Here is a 14,670-nt window from a genome sequence, read left to right on the forward strand (position 1 = left end):
GGATCTGCCTCCAAAAATAGAATTGAATCCTTACTAGTATACCAGAAAAGAGCGGAGAAGGGAAGTCCCTTCTCCGCCCTTATATTGGGCCCTTTGCCGGAGCACTCAGGCGATGGGCTCGTAACCCTCGGGCATGGTCAGGTTCAGAGCCTCGCAGTTGGCCGCGTTGTACATCTTGGTCACGTTGGGGGCGAACTCTACGGGCATAGTGGAGATGTCGGCCTCCCCGGTGAGGATCTGAGCGGCCATCTCGCCAGTCTTGTAGCCGATGTCGTAGTAGCTGATGGACAGGGTGGCCACGCCGCAGCCGGAGCAGATGCCACTCTCACCGGCGATGACAGGCACCCCGGCGGGGATGACCACGTTTGCGATGGTCTCCGTGTTGGCGGCAGCGGTGTTGTCGGTGGGGACGTAGATCACGTCAGAGCCGTCACAGGCGGTCTGGACCACAGAGGACAGGTCGTTCACATCGGTAAAGGCGTACTGGGTGCAGGTGTAGCCCATCTCCTCCAGATAACCCTGGATTGTCTCGATCTGATACACCGAGTTGGGCTCGCCGGAGCAGTAGAGCAGCCCCACGTTGGTGGCATCGGGGAAGAGCTCCTGGAGCATGTCGGCCTGCTGATCCAGGGGAGCCAGGTCGGAGGTGCCGGAAATATTGCCCCCTACAGTGCCGGTCCAGTCCTCAATGGACAGAGCGGTGGCGTAGTCGGTGACCGAAGTGCCCAGGATGGGGATGTCGGCGGTGGCTGAGGCGGCGGCCTGGAGGGGATAGGTGGCGTTGGCCAGGATCAGATCCACGCCCTGTGCCACGAAGCCGTCCATGATGGTGCCGCAGTTGGCGTACTCGCCGCCGGCGTCCTGCTCCTCAAAGGTGACCTGACCGGGCAGCTTCTCGTTGAGGGCGTCCTTGAAGCCCTGGGTGGCGGCGTCCAGCGCCTCGTGTGTCATCTGCTGGCAGATGCCCACGGTGTAGCTCTCTCCGCTGACAGGAGTGGTCCCGGAGGTGGAGGGAGTGGAGCTGTTGCCGGCGGGGGTGTTGGCGGCGCCGCCGCCACCGCCGCCGCAGGCGGCCAGGGAAAGGGCCATAGCACCGGAGAGCAGTCCGGCCAGAATCTTTTTCTTCATTGGACAAAACCTCTTTTCGTGTGTGTGGGTATGGTGCAAGAGACATACCTGTACTAATTTTGCAGTTTAGCACTTAAAAGTCCAAAAGTCAAGTATGTTATTTTTCTGACAGAAAAATAGGGCAAAATACAGGCGCGCCCAGGGATTTCCAGGCGCGCCTTTGTGCTGTTTGCTTATTTGCCGCAGCCAGCGCAGCCGGCGCAGGCGGAGGGGTGGGACTGCTCCCACAGCTTCTGGGCAGTGGGAGCCCAGTTGTCGGCGTAGGGGTGGGTCTTGGAGGTCAGGTGCTCCACGGTCTCGGGGGACTGGGGATCGGTAGAGTGGGCGCCGGTCTCTCGGACCATCTTCTCAATGCACTGGGGGTTCTCCAGCATGGGGCAGGGCTGGAGCATGTTCTCGTTGAAGGGCTGCCCGTCATGGTAAGCCATAAACAGGGGAGAGCGCAGGCAGTCCAGCAGGGACTTCTCGCGGATATTGGAGTCGGAGTAGTGGATGAACACGCAGGGGTCCACATCGCCATTGGCATTGATGTGGAGGTAGCGGCGACCGCCAGCGATGCACCCACCCACGTACTCACCGTCGTTCTGAAAGTCCATGGCAAAGATGGATTTGGTGCTCCGCAGGTGGCGGATACGGTGATAGATCTCCTCACGCTGCTCAGGGTTGGGCATGAGCTCGGGGGCAGCGTCGTTACCCACGGGCATATAGTGGAAGAACCACACAAAGTAGGCGCCCAGATCGATGATCTTATCGAAAAATTCTTCGCTGGTAATATCCTTATAGTTAACGCTGGTATAGCAGGTAGAGATGCCGAAGGGCAGCTTGTGACTCTTCAGCAGGGCCATGGCGGTGGTGACCTTCTCGTAGACGCCTTGGCCACGGCGGCTGTCGTTGGCCTCCTCGAAGCCCTCCAGGCTGATGGCGGGGATAAAGTTGCGCACCCGCAGCAGATCCTGGCAGAATTCCTCGTCGATAAGGGTGGCGTTGGTGAAGGACAGGAAGGCCACGTCGTTATGCTTTTCGCACAGAGCGATCAGGTCCTTCTTGCGCACCAGGGGCTCGCCGCCGGTATAGATGTACATATAAATGCCCAGCTCTTTGCCCTGGGTGATGATGGAGTCGATCTCATCAAAGGTCAGGTTGAGCTTGTTGCCGTACTCCGCCGCCCAGCAGCCGGTACAGTGGAGGTTGCAGGCGGAGGTGGGGTCCAGCAGAATGGCCCAGGGGATGTTGCAGCCGTACTTCTCCCGCATCTTCTCCTGCTTGGGCCAGCCCACCAGGTTGGCGTTGACAAAGAAGTTGTTGAAGATCGTTTTGAGTACGTCGGAATCGGTCTCGGTCCACACCTTCTCAATAAGCTTGTGGGCGGGAGAGTTCACATCATTGATGGCGTTGTCAAAGGCATTCCGCTGGACGTCCAGCTGGTCGCCGGCAAATTTGTTGACCAGATCCATGACCTTGCGCATATTGTTCATGGGGGCTTTATCCAGGTAATCAAATACCTTGGCCAATCCGTAACGCTTCAGGCTGTCAGGAATATTCATTGTATTAAGTTCCCCTTTCGCGGCACTCAAAGGCTTTGTTTATGTGCCATAATACCGTTTCTTTCCCCACATGAAAATAGACAAAAGACGAAACCTGTCCAAACTCTGGACAGAAACAGCAGTTTGCTTAAAAATCTTTCAGATCTTTTGTCAGATTCTATATAATATTAAAGACCACAAAATAATATTCAGTATATTTTATTCGGTGGGCGGCAGGCGGCTGTCCTCACGGTTGTCCTTTTCGGCGCTGTGAACGGCAGAGGCCAGGGTGATGGCGCTCCGGCCGTATCTGTCCCGGATGGAGTCCATAGCCTTTTCCAGCTTCTCCAGCTTATCCCGACGGGGGATGGACCCGGCAGCAAAGAGGTCCAATTGCTCTCCGGCGTCCTTCTCCTCCACCAGATTCTGGGCAGTGATGGTAAGGGCACGCACCGGCGCCTGTTCCTGCCAGGTGGCATAGGCAAGCTCCATGGCACACTGGGTCAGATCCCTGGAGACATAGGTGGGGGCGGAGAGCCGCTTCTGCCGGCAGATGTCCTTGAAGCCGGGGTCCCGGATGGTGAGCTGGAGGGTGGTGGCCTTCAGCCCGTGCTTGCGCAGCCGGGCGGCCACCTCGTCGGCCAGCTCGGAAAGAGCGGTGCGCAGCTCCTCCCATCCTGTCAGGTTCCGGGGATAAGTGAGGCCGTTGCCCACTGACTTAGGGCCGGGCATCTCCCGGGCTGGGAGCACTGGGGCGTGTTCCCGGCCGGTGGCGTAGTCGTGGAGGGTGTATCCTCCCTTGCCAAGGATACGCCCCAGGCTGTCCCGGTCGAATCGGGCTAGGTCCCCGATGGTGCGGATGCCATAACCGTTCAGCACGTTGGCTGCCGCCTTGCCCACAAAGAGCAGGTCAGTCACCGGCAGAGGCCACAGCAGCTGCTGAAAATTCTCCCGGGTGATGAGAGTGGTGGCGTCTGGTTTTTTATAATCGCTGCCCATTTTAGCAAAGACCTTGTTAAAGGAAACTCCCACCGACAGGGTGAGGCCCAGCTCCTCCCGCACGACCCGGCGGATCTCATCAGCCAAGGCTTTGCCGTTTCCGCCGAAGAGGTGGAGGGTGCCTGTCACATCCAACCAACTCTCATCAATGGAGAAGGGCTCCACCAAATCGGTGTATCGCTCATAGATACGATTGACCTTCCCGGAATATGCCCGGTATTTCCAGTGGTGGGCAGGGAGGAGCACCAGATCAGGGCATTTCCGCCTGGCCTGCCAGATGGTCTCTGCGGTTTGGACCTTGTATTTTTTGGCGGGTTCGTTTTTGGCCAGGATGATGCCGTGACGGCTCTCCGGGTCGCCGCACACCGCCACTGGTCTGTTACACAGCTCAGGGTGTTCCAGCAGCTCCACCGAGGCGTAAAAGCTGTTCAGATCACAGTGCAGAATCACCCGGTCCATCATCCGGCCTCCTTTTTACGGTTTTACGGTTCTATGGATATCATAGACCGGATCCAGCAGAAAGTCAAACAATTGTTCTATTCCTGAGGGAAAAAAACAGCCTGCCTTGGAGACAGGCAGGCCGTTGAGATTATCGTCTCCCGTGGATGATAGGGGAGAGTGGCTTGTAGATCAGGAAGCAGAGGGCGGCATCAATAAGGCCCTTTGCCAGGGTAAAAGGGGCGTTGAAGATCATCAGGCACTCCAGCAGGCTGTTGGTAGAGGGACGCAGCTCCTGATACATACCCAAAATGGCGTCGATGGGCATAAAGTTGGAGTAAACGGGGTAGGTAATATAGTAATTCAAGGGGATGGACATAAGAGCCATGATCACGGCGCCCACCAGCGCGCCAATGATGGCGTTTTTCCGGGACTTGTGCATATGGTAAATCAGGCCGGCAGGGAGGATGAAGCAGGCGCCCAGCAGGAAGTTGCCCAGCTCTCCGGCGCCGCCGGTGGTAGTGACCAGCAAGTGGAGCAGGTTCTTTACCAGACAGACCACCACGCCGTACACCGGGCCCAGACCGAAAGCGGCCAGCAGGGCGGGCAACTCGGACACGTCCATCTTCACAAAGCTCGGAATGACTACAGGAATGGAGAACTCCAAAAACATGAGCACAAAGGCCACGGCGGAGAACATGGCGGTGACCGTCAGGGCCCGGGTATTCACCCGCCGCCGGGCGGATGTCATCTGGGACATAAAAAACACTCCTCATTCGCTTACTCTCTGAAGGTGCCGTTCTTCAGGGTGCGCAATGGGAGCGTGCCAGTGGTGCTACACGTCTTCTTCCATCCAGACTTCGCGCCCAAGCGCGTTACTGTCGGTCCCGGAATTTCACCGGGTCGGCCAAGCTGGCTCGCGGACTATACCGCCGGTCGGGAGTTTCACCCTGCCCTGAAGACAGTCATTCAGTTTCCACTTTCATTATACACATTACATAATGATTTGCAAGGTTTTTTTGATTAAAACAAATGTTCGATTTAGGGTTGACTTTCTTTCTGGGAGCACATACAATATGGATACCATATCAAAAAGGAGGGGCGGCCGTGAGACGGGAGAACAGCTGCTGCTTTACCGGCCACCGGCCGGAGAAGCTGCCCTGGCGGGAAGATGAGCGGGATCCCCGCTGCCTGGATCTGAAAGACCGGCTGGCCGCCGCCGTAGAGGGGGCATACGGGAAAGGAATGCGGCATTTTCTGTGCGGCATGGCCCGGGGTGCCGACTTCTATTTCTGTGAGGCGGTACTGGATCTGCGGGAGCGGTATCCGGACGTTACCATAGAGGCGGTGCTCCCCTGTGAGACCCAGGCAGCCCGCTGGACCGAGCGGGACCGGGACCGGTATTTCGCCCTGGTGGCCGCCTGTGATCTGGAGACTATGGTCCAGCGCAAATATGACCGGAATTGTATGCTTCGCCGGGACCGCTACCTGGTGGATCATGCGTCCCATCTTATCGCTGTGTACGACGGACTGCTGGGAGGGACCATGTATACCATTTCCTACGCCATGAAGCAGGGCCTGTCCCTGAAGATCCTCAATACGTAAAAAGCTGCCGCAGGATTTCCGCGGCAGCTTTTTTAGAATCTTCAATCGTACAGGGGATACTTGGCGGTGAGACCGGCCACCATATCCCGCAGCTGATCCTGCTTGCCCTCGAAGTCGGTGGCGGTGCGCCACATGACCTGGGCGATGACCTTCATATCCTCTTCCTGGAAGCCACGGGTGGTGGCGGCGGGGGTGCCCACCCGGATACCGGAGGTGACGAAGGGCTTCTCGGGGTCGTTGGGGATGGCGTTCTTATTGACGGTGATGTTCACCTCGTCCAGGCGGTGCTCCATTTCCTTGCCGGTGAGGTGAGCGGGCCGCAGGTCCACCAGCATCAGGTGGTTGTCGGTACCGCCGCTGACCAGGTCGAAGCCTTCCTTCAGCAGTGCGTCTGCCAGAGCAGCGGCGTTCTTGACGATCTGCTGCTGGTAGGTCTTGAACTCGGGCTTGAGGGCCTCGCCCAGAGCCACAGCCTTGGCAGCGATGATGTGCTCCAGGGGGCCGCCCTGGCTGCCGGGGAAGATGGCCGAGTCGATCTTCTTGGCCAACTCCTCCTTGCACAGGATCATGCCGCCCCGGGGGCCCCGGAGGGTCTTGTGGGTGGTGGTGGACACCACGTCGGCATAGGGGACGGGAGAGGGGTGGAGCCCGGCGGCCACCAGGCCGGCGATGTGGGCCATGTCCACAAAGAGGTAGGCTCCCACCTCGTGGGCGATGTCGGCAAAGGTCTTGAAGTCGATGATCCGGGGATAGGCGGAGGCGCCGGCCAGGATCATTTTGGGCTGATGCTTTTTGGCCAGATCCCGCACCTGGTCGTAGTCAATGTAGCCCTGGTCGTTGACGCCGTAGGCTACGATCTTGTAGTTCTTGCCGGAGAAGTTCACAGGGGAACCGTGGGTCAGGTGTCCGCCGTTGGCCAGATCCATGCCCAGTACCGTGTCGCCCACATTGCACAGGGCCTGGTACACGGCATAGTTGGCGTTGGCGCCGCAGTGGGGCTGCACGTTGGCGTGGTCGGCGCCGAAGAGCTGACAGGCCCGCTTCCGGGCAATGTCCTCCACCACGTCCACGCACTGGCAGCCGCCATAGTACCGCTTGCCGGGATAGCCCTCGGCGTATTTATTGGTGAGCACCGTGGCGGCTGCCGCCAGCACCGCCGGGCTGACGAAATTCTCCGAAGCGATGAGTTCAATGTTGCGCCGCTGACGGTCGTACTCCGCCCTGACAGCCTGACCCACCTCAGGGTCTGAGGCCGTCAAAAACTCCATGATATCCTTTACCAATTTCTGTCGCCACCTTTCAAAATTTTAGCGATTTAAACCATTATAATGGATGCGGGGAAAAAATACAATCGTCACCATAGGAAAAACCCACTCGTTTTTTGTTTGGTTCTGTGCTATATTGTCTAACGAGGTGATCTGATGAAAAACCAACAGGAGGTTCTTGCCATTGTGGAGGAGCTGAAGCGGCTCTATCCCGACGCGCTTTGCTCCTTACAATATCCCAAGCCCTATGAACTGCTGTTTGCCGTCCGCCTGGCTGCCCAGTGTACTGATGAGCGGGTAAATATGGTCACGCCGGGGCTGTACGGTCGTTTCCCCACCCTGGAGTCCCTGGCGGAGGCCGACGTGGCCGAGGTGGAGAGCTACATCCATTCCACTGGTTTTTTCCGGGCCAAGGCCAGGGATATCGTGGCTGCCGCCCGGATGCTCATCGACGTGTATGGCGGGGTGGTGCCCGACAATATGGAGGATCTGCTCAAGCTGCCCGGTGTGGGCCGCAAGACGGCCAACCTGATCCTGGGGGACGTGTACCACACCCCGGGGGTGGTGGTGGCCGACACTCACTGCATCCGCATCACCGGCAAGCTGGGTCTCACCGACGGCACCAAGGACCCGGTGAAAACCGAGGCCCAGCTGCGGCAGGTATTGCCGCCGGAGGAATCCAGCGACTTCTGCCACCGGATGGTGCTCCACGGCCGGGCGGTGTGTACCGCCCGGAAGCCGGACTGCCAGAACTGCACGCTGCGGCCCTGGTGCGACTTTTTCCATAAAACCGCCGGAGATTAAAAAGCGGCCCCGCCGGGCAGGCGGGGCCGTGTGTCACAGACTGCTCAGGGGCACGATGGACTCCAGGGTAGGCAGCATGCCGATCTTGCTGGGGTTCTGACCGGGCAGACCGTAGATGTCGTGGCCGGGGTACTGGTTGCCCTCCACCAGAACGGGGCCGTCTGGGGTGACCGCCACGTCCCAGGCTACATAGCGGACGGTGGGCACCACCTGGGCGGCGTTCTGCACCAACTGGAGGATGTCGCTCCACAGGGGGAGCTGATAGCCCTGGAATTTGACGCCGGTAGCGGGGTGGCGCTCGTAGAGGTCCCCCGCCTTGTCCCGGGCGGCGCACTGGATGACGCCGGTCTGCTTATCCACCGGTACCACCATGCCGCCGCCGTTGAAGTTGTCTACCGGCCGGTCGCTGTTGCCCACCCGCAGGTAGGAGGCCACCACGTGGGCCTTGCCGTCCTTCAGCAAGGAGACAATGCGCAGGGTGTTGATGGAGCCCGGCCAGATGGCGTTCAGGTCGGGGTGTTGGAGGATGACCTCCTCCATCAGGGTCTGGCCGTTCTCCTTCAGCCTGGCCAGCAGGGCGGACCAGTCCTCCACCTGATCGGCCCGGAGGATCTCCACCCCGTCGCCGTGGGTGCCGTCCCGGGGCTTGACGATAAAGCGGCCCAGCTCCTGGCCCAGGGCCTGGAACTGTTCCGGGGAGGCGTTGGCCAGATCCAGCCACTTACGCCCCACATAGGGGGCGAAGCGGGTGAGGAACTCCGGCTTCACGTCAAAGGTGTTCCACTCCTTGCGGCTGTTGAGGGCGGCTACGTAGCGGTTGTTCTTGCCACGGGTGAGGACGGTGGCCCGCTGGGCGCCGTTGAGCTCCCAGAAGTGGAAGAGGGAGTAGTCCAGATAGCCGGCCTGATAGTGCAGGCCGCACCACACCATGTCGCAGAAGATCACCGGGGTGGGCCGGTGGGCGGTGCGGGCCACCTCTCTGGCGGTCTTTCTCATCCGTTTCAGGTCCATGCCCCGGACCAGTCTCCAAAGTCCCATAACGTACCTCCAGCACACGGGCCAAAGCCCGAAAATATCTCATACTCGGCAGCCGTCATTATAGCAGAACGTGACGGAAAAGGCAACCATCTCCCGTCCCTCGTCCCCCGTCCCCTGGAGGGGGGTACATCCAATAGGGGGGAGGCCGAAGCCTCCCCCCTGATTGGTCGTTTCAAGGAGAGGGGATCTCAAAGGGGAGAGGGAAATCGAAATCCCTCTCCCCTTTGACGGTTCTTTGGTGACTTTCTGTCCGCACAGAAAGTAACTCGCCCCTCGGGGCGAAACCCTCTCTTTTTTCTCAAATTTTGTGCCGTAAAAATGCACTAACAATAAACTAAGATTTTGTGCATAAGATATGCTTTGCTTACCACGGATGAAGGGGGGCAGAGCATATGAAAAAGACCAATCATCTCAGTATCCGTACCGATAAGACGCTGCATGACAAGCTCCAATATGTGTCAGCCTATGAGGGCCGTTCCATGAGCGGTCAGATCCTTTATCTGATCCAGAGCTGCATCCGGGACTTTGAGAAGGAGCACGGCCCCATCCCCGCGGAGGACAAGCAATGAGCGGGCCCCTGGGGGTGCTGCTGGATCTGCTCTTTCCGCCCAAGTGCGTTTTTTGCGGGCGCATCCTGGGCCGGGGTGAGATCCATCTCTGCGCCAAATGCCAGCGGGAGCTGCCCTGGCTCACCGAGGGCCAGGCGGAGCAGAAGGGGGAATTTTTCTCCCTGTGCGTCTCGCCCCTGCGGTATCAGGACAAGGTGCGGGACTCCATCCGCCGGTATAAATTCCGGGGCCTGCGGGGCTATCATAAGGCCTACGGAACGCTGGTGGCCCAGTGCGTCCATGACCATCTGGAGGGGAAGTACGACCTGATCACCTGGGTACCCCTGTCCCGGCAGCGGAAAAAGGAGCGGGGCTATGACCAGGCCTTCCTTCTGGCCAGTGCCGCCGCCCTGGCGCTGGGGGAGGTGGCGGTGGAGACCCTGCGGAAGGAGCGGGACACCGATCCCCAGTCCGGCCTGGAAGAGGAGGCCCAGCGCCGGGCCAATGTGCTGGGGGCCTACCGCCAGGTGGACCGGTCGCTGGTGGCGGGGAAGCGGGTGCTGCTCATCGACGACGTGGTGACCACCGGCTCCACCCTGTCGGAGTGCGCCCGGATCCTGCGCACCATGGGGGCTTCCGATGTATTGTGCGCCACGCTTGCCCGGGCCCGGTAGGGCAGCGGGGCGCACAGAGACCCGGCCTGGGCGGCGCGCCTTTTGGCGCGTACAAGCGTTTTGGCCATGGGCCAAAACCTTGGTCTGGCGGGATTCATTTCCGCCAGACCAGTGGAAATGGGGTCCCCCCGGGACCATAGTCCCGGGGGGAAGTGCGCCCGGATGCTGCGCACCATGGGAGCTTCCGACGTGATGTGCGCCACCCTGGCCCGGGCCCGGTAGTCGCTCTGCCCTGCGGAGGGCAGGGATTTGTAAGAAAATTAGCGGAAATTTACGTTGAAATGGATGGCCGGCTTCTGTATAATAATGTAGATGCAAACAAAACCCACATTTCTGGAATAATCATCCATTACAAGATAGAGTAAGAACTTGAGGTGCAGATATGTTCAGTAAAGATATCGGTATCGATCTGGGTACAGCTTCCATCCTGGTTTACGTAAAGGGCAAGGGCGTGGTGCTGCGGGAGCCCTCCGTGGTGGCCATTGACAAGAACACCGGCAAGCTGCTCAAGGTGGGCACGGAGGCTCAGCAGATGCTGGGGCGTACCCCCGGCAATATCGTGGCCATCCGTCCTCTGCGGGAGGGCGTCATCTCCGATTATGACATGACCGAGCGTATGCTGAAGGAGTTTATCCGCAAGGTCACTTCCTTCCGGCTGTTCAAGCCCCGTATCGTCATCTGCGTTCCCTCCGGCATCACCGAGGTGGAGGAGCGGGCCGTCATCGACGCCGGTATCCAGGCCGGCGCCCGGCGGGTGTATCTCATCGAGGAGCCCGTGGCCGCCGCCATTGGCGCCGGTATCGACATCGCCAAGCCTGACGGCCACATGATCGTGGACATCGGCGGCGGCACCACCGATATCGCCGTCATCTCCCTGTCTGGTATCGTGGAGTCCACCTCCATCAAGATCGCCGGCGACCAGTTTGACGAGGCCATTGTGAAGTATATCCGCCGCAAGCACAACGTGCTCATCGGTGAGCGCACCGCCGAGGAGCTGAAAATGCAGATCGGCTGCGTGTTCCCCCGCCCGGAGGAGCAGACCATTGAGATCAAGGGCCGCTGCCTCATGACCGGCCTGCCCCGGGTGTTTACCGTGTCCTCCAGCGAGATGATCGAGGCTTTTGAGGAGGTTTCCACCCGCATCCTGGAGGCTATCCACGGGGTGCTGGAGCGCACGCCCCCCGAGCTGGTGGCCGACATCTCCACCAACGGCATCTGTATGACCGGCGGCGGCTCTCTGGTGTGGGGCTTTGACAAGCTCATCGAGTCCCACACCGGCATCGAGACCCACGTGGCTGACGACGCCATCTCCTGCGTGGCCTACGGTACCGGCAAGAGCCTGGACGACGTGGATTCCATGCAGGACGGTACCATCAACCTGTCCCGCCGCAAGCAGATGAACTGAATGTAAGTGTAAACAAGGGCCTGCCAAACCGGCAGGCCCTTGTTTTGTGGAGAGTGGAGATGAGGAACCCGAGCCGTCCGCGTAGGGGCGGGTCCCAGACCCGCCCGGCGTGACGTTTCCTGCCCCGGTACCGGCGGGCGGGGACAAAGCCCCGCCCCTACAGGCAAAATCATACCGCCTGCGTGGGCCGCGACGACCCCGGCGCGGCCGCCCCGGAACATGGAAAGCGCCCGCCAAAACCGGCGGGCGCTTTGCTCAATCCCTCAGGTACTGCTTCACCAGCTCCTGCAGTAACTCGTCCCGGTCCAGCTTGCGGATCAGGGAACGGGCGTTATTGTAGTTGGTGATATAGGTGGGGTCCTCCGACAGGATGTAGCCCACAATTTGGTTGATGGGGTTATATCCCTTCTCCTGGAGGGAATTGTATACGGAGGTCAGTACCTCTTTGATCTCAGGATCCTTGTCGTAGTGGATGCTGAATTTACGGGTATAACCTGTCTCCATACCTGTCACACCTCCCGGTTGAAATCTGTTCCCATTGTAGCGGAAAATGCCGCCGCTGTAAAGAGGGAGGGAAAAAATTTATCAATCTTTAAGATGTTGACAGGGCGTCAGGAGGGCTGCCAGGCGTAGCGGGTGCCGGTGGCTTCGGGTACTCCGTCCGCCTCCCACTTGTGGCCGGTCTCCCGGAGGAAGTCGCCCGTCACGTTGAAGTAGGTGTGATGGGCCGGCTCTCCGGCGGCGGGCACGTCCTCGTAGGAGCCCATAGGGTCGTCCCAGGTCACGTCTACCCCGTACCATTCCCCGTCCAGCTGTACCTGGTTCCAGGCGTGGGTGTCGCTGACCACGGTGATACAGGGGATATCCAGCAGGTCCATAAACAATTGGAAGGTGTTGGCGTATCCGATGCAGATGGCCTGGCCCTCCAACAGCAGGCCGTAGGGGTGCTGGTTGTTGGGCAGGGCCTCGGTCCTGTCGTAATCGGTGTGGTCGATCATCCAGTCATGGATGGCTAATTCCCGCTCCGCCGGGGTCATGTCCGCCGTCAGCATCTCCTCCATGACTTTGACGCAGGCCTCCAGAACTGCCCGGTCCATATCGGACAGGGCGGAGGCGTCCCCAGAGCGGTAGGCCTCCACCACCGGGCTGGTGTCATAAAGGGTCATCTCCACCTTTTCGTGGCTGCCGCCGCCGGGGTCCCGGACGGTCTGTTGGACCTCCCCAAAGAAGGAGCGGAAGGCGGAGTCCGCCGCCGCCGGGTCGGGGCAGATGGCCAGCAGCAGCCATCGGCCCCGTTCCAGCACCAGGGCGTCCTCCACCAGGGCGGCCTCCTCCGGGGCATAGCCTGTAAAGTCGATCAGCCTGCCATCAATATAGTCCCACAGAGCCTGTACTGCCTCTTCCTTGTCCCAGCCGTCGGCCAGTTGGAGCACCGCCATTTCGCTGGCGCCCATGCCCTCGGCATAGCCAGCCACCCCGTCCACCCAGGCCTCCCTGGGGAGGCCGTAGGCGGTGGACAGATAGACGGCCAGCTCTTCCGGATCCTGGTCGGCGGATAATGGGTGAAGGGCTGCCCAAAACTCCTCCGGTTGGGAGGCGACCACGGCGTTGCCGATCTCCGCGGCGGTGGCCTCAGTGTCCGGCTCTTTTGGAGCACAGCCTGCCAGCAGCAGGATGGACAAAAGGCAGCACAGGCTTTTTTTCATTCTGTGTCCTCCTCGGGTCGCCGGGCGGTGAGGGGGAAGCTCACCTGGGCGGTAAAGAGATCAGCCTGGGTGGAGACGGTAAAGGCGCCGCCGCAGGCCTCGGTAAAGGTGCGGGCGATGGACAGCCCCAGGCCGCTGCCTCCGTCGGTGCGGCTTTGGTCGCCCCGGACAAATCGCTCGGTGAGATCTACCTCCTGGGGCAGCTCCTCCCGGGAGGTGTTGGACAGGGCGGCGGTAGCCGTGTTTCCGGACACCGTCAGGGACAGGTACACCCGGGAGCCCTCCAGGGCGTATTTCAGGGCGTTTTGCACCAGATTCTGGAACACCCGGTACAGCCGGTCTCCGTCGGCCAGGATGTACACCGGCTCCCGGGGCAGATCCATCCGAAAGGTGAGACGGGAGGCGGAAATGGCCTCATCCTGGTCGGCAAGGGTCTGGCGCAGTAATTTTGTGAAGTCAATGGGCTTTACATCGGTTTTCAGGTTGCCGGTGGCCGCCTTGCTTACGTCAAACACGTCCAGCACCATGGCCTGGAGCCGCCGGGTCTTTTGATCCAGCACCTGGAGGTAGTCCTTCACATGGTCGGGCAGTTCTTCCTCCTGCCGCAGCAGCTCCAGGTAACTCACCATAGAGGTGAGGGGGGTTTTCAGGTCGTGGGACACGTTGGTGATGAGCTCCAGCTTCAGCTTTTCGCTCTTCACCTGCTCCTCCACCGCCTGACGCAGCCGGGTCTCCATCTGGTCCAGGCTGTCGGCGGCGGCCCGCAGGTCAGAGTCCGCCGGCAGGGGAGTATGAGAGGCCTGGTCTGTGCCCACAGCCAGCACCCGGTCCAGCAGCAGGTCCAGGTCGGCGGCGGCCTGCCGGTTCTGGGCCATGAGCCGCAGCTGGAGCACGATGAGGGCCACCCCGGCTCCGACCACTACCAGCATCAGCAGCAGGATGGGCAGGCTGTTGATCCAGAACCCGAAGAGGAGCAGAGCCGCCAGGGCGCAGAACAGGAAAAAGGGGACGCACAGCAGGAACTGGAGGGCGCCGCGGCGGCAGAGCCGCTGGCCCACCGGGTAGCGCAGCTCCCGGGCCCGGACGGCCCGGCTCAGGGCCACCAGGGGGCTTTTGGCCTTCATGGTGCCGAAATTGTACCGCAGGTCATTGACATAGAGGTAGCCCAGCCACAGGGCCGCAGGCACCAGCAGATAGGGCACCAGGTCGGAGAATCCCCGGCCCAGGATGAGCCAGGCCGTCACATACAGGGCAAAAAAGGCCAGGGCGCAATAGGGGAAAAACAGGACGATTTTGATCTCCGGCCACAGGCAGCCGGTGAGCCTGGCGATGGCCCGGTCGGCCGCGGCCTTGTGTTTCCGCCACAGGATATACCACAAAAAGAGGACGGCCCCTGCCGACAGGGGCAGAACCACGACGGCCACCAGGGCGACGCGATACCGCTCCAGAGAGCGGGTGACGTTGTACAGCCCGCTGGAGTATTGGTTCCTGCTCACCACGGCCACCTCGGCAGCGGGGGACTGGCTGCTCTGGGGGG

General features: G+C 60.5%; 15 protein-coding genes and 1 riboswitch. Of the genes, 6 read left to right on the forward strand and 9 right to left on the reverse strand.

The window, feature by feature from the left end:
* Positions 1-105: 105 nt before the first annotated feature.
* The 4 genes from H6B51_RS08650 to H6B51_RS08665 form a co-directional block, all read right to left on the reverse strand.
* Positions 106-1,128 carry an ABC transporter substrate-binding protein gene (locus tag H6B51_RS08650; RefSeq protein WP_204883300.1) on the reverse strand — a complete coding sequence of 341 codons (1,023 nt, stop codon included), beginning with the start codon at positions 1,126-1,128 and terminating at the stop codon, positions 106-108.
* A gap of 173 nt (positions 1,129-1,301) precedes the next feature.
* Positions 1,302-2,672, reverse strand: coding sequence for a radical SAM/SPASM domain-containing protein (locus H6B51_RS08655; protein ID WP_204883301.1), 1,371 nt, complete (start codon positions 2,670-2,672; stop codon positions 1,302-1,304).
* 198 nt (positions 2,673-2,870) lie between these two features.
* Positions 2,871-4,109, reverse strand: a complete 1,239-nt coding sequence (dinB, locus tag H6B51_RS08660; protein WP_204883302.1) for a DNA polymerase IV — start codon at positions 4,107-4,109, stop codon at positions 2,871-2,873.
* Positions 4,110-4,239: 130 nt separating this feature from the next.
* Positions 4,240-4,848, reverse strand: coding sequence for an ECF transporter S component (locus H6B51_RS08665; RefSeq protein ID WP_204883303.1), 609 nt, complete (start codon positions 4,846-4,848; stop codon positions 4,240-4,242).
* A gap of 77 nt (positions 4,849-4,925) precedes the next feature.
* Positions 4,926-5,055: riboswitch (FMN riboswitch) on the reverse strand.
* A gap of 140 nt (positions 5,056-5,195) precedes the next feature.
* Between H6B51_RS08665 and H6B51_RS08670 the strand changes: the two genes are divergently transcribed.
* Positions 5,196-5,693 (forward strand): SLOG family protein, encoded by a 498-nt coding sequence (locus tag H6B51_RS08670; RefSeq protein ID WP_204883304.1) that lies wholly within the window; start codon positions 5,196-5,198, stop codon positions 5,691-5,693.
* 41 nt (positions 5,694-5,734) lie between these two features.
* Here H6B51_RS08670 and H6B51_RS08675 read toward each other — a convergent pair whose 3' ends face one another.
* Complete coding sequence (locus tag H6B51_RS08675) at positions 5,735-6,976, reverse strand: serine hydroxymethyltransferase (RefSeq protein WP_275967515.1); 1,242 nt, start codon at positions 6,974-6,976, stop codon at positions 5,735-5,737.
* A gap of 138 nt (positions 6,977-7,114) precedes the next feature.
* Here H6B51_RS08675 and nth point away from each other — a divergent pair, with 138 nt between their 5' ends.
* Positions 7,115-7,762 (forward strand): endonuclease III, encoded by a 648-nt coding sequence (nth, locus tag H6B51_RS08680; protein WP_204883305.1) that lies wholly within the window; start codon positions 7,115-7,117, stop codon positions 7,760-7,762.
* A gap of 33 nt (positions 7,763-7,795) precedes the next feature.
* Here nth and H6B51_RS08685 read toward each other — a convergent pair whose 3' ends face one another.
* Positions 7,796-8,800 carry a sugar-transfer associated ATP-grasp domain-containing protein gene (locus tag H6B51_RS08685; protein WP_204883306.1) on the reverse strand — a complete coding sequence of 335 codons (1,005 nt, stop codon included), beginning with the start codon at positions 8,798-8,800 and terminating at the stop codon, positions 7,796-7,798.
* Positions 8,801-9,192: 392 nt separating this feature from the next.
* Between H6B51_RS08685 and H6B51_RS08690 the strand changes: the two genes are divergently transcribed.
* The 4 genes from H6B51_RS08690 to mreB all read left to right on the forward strand — a co-directional run bounded on the left by H6B51_RS08690 (position 9,193) and on the right by mreB (position 11,427).
* A complete protein-coding gene (locus H6B51_RS08690) occupies positions 9,193-9,369 on the forward strand; it encodes a type II toxin-antitoxin system antitoxin (RefSeq protein WP_204883307.1) in 177 nt (58 codons plus the stop codon).
* Positions 9,366-10,022 carry a ComF family protein gene (locus H6B51_RS08695; RefSeq protein WP_204883308.1) on the forward strand — a complete coding sequence of 219 codons (657 nt, stop codon included), beginning with the start codon at positions 9,366-9,368 and terminating at the stop codon, positions 10,020-10,022. The genes H6B51_RS08690 and H6B51_RS08695 overlap by 4 nt, the downstream gene beginning before the upstream one ends.
* A 66-nt stretch (positions 10,023-10,088) precedes the next feature.
* Positions 10,089-10,244: a hypothetical protein gene (locus H6B51_RS08700; RefSeq protein WP_204883309.1), complete on the forward strand. Its 156-nt coding sequence runs from the start codon at positions 10,089-10,091 to the stop codon at positions 10,242-10,244.
* A 160-nt stretch (positions 10,245-10,404) separates the two neighbouring features.
* The gene (mreB, locus tag H6B51_RS08705; protein WP_204883310.1) at positions 10,405-11,427 is read left to right on the forward strand and encodes a rod shape-determining protein; all 1,023 of its coding nucleotides are present in this window, start codon (positions 10,405-10,407) and stop codon (positions 11,425-11,427) included.
* 255 nt (positions 11,428-11,682) lie between these two features.
* Here mreB and H6B51_RS08710 read toward each other — a convergent pair whose 3' ends face one another.
* From H6B51_RS08710 to H6B51_RS08720, 3 genes are all read right to left on the reverse strand, one after another.
* A complete protein-coding gene (locus H6B51_RS08710; RefSeq protein WP_204883311.1) occupies positions 11,683-11,931 on the reverse strand; it encodes an IreB family regulatory phosphoprotein in 249 nt (82 codons plus the stop codon).
* 107 nt (positions 11,932-12,038) lie between these two features.
* Entirely contained in the window at positions 12,039-13,133 is a 1,095-nt protein-coding gene (locus H6B51_RS08715; protein WP_204883312.1) for a transglutaminase domain-containing protein, read from the reverse strand.
* Positions 13,130-14,670 (reverse strand): sensor histidine kinase (locus tag H6B51_RS08720; protein WP_204883313.1); only part of this gene is annotated, 1,541 nt, incomplete at its 5' end. The genes H6B51_RS08720 and H6B51_RS08715, both read right to left, overlap by 4 nt.

Origin of the sequence: Pseudoflavonifractor phocaeensis, assembly GCF_016901955.1 — a bacterium.
Classification (GTDB): Bacteria; Bacillota; Clostridia; order Oscillospirales; family Oscillospiraceae; genus Flavonifractor; species Flavonifractor phocaeensis_A.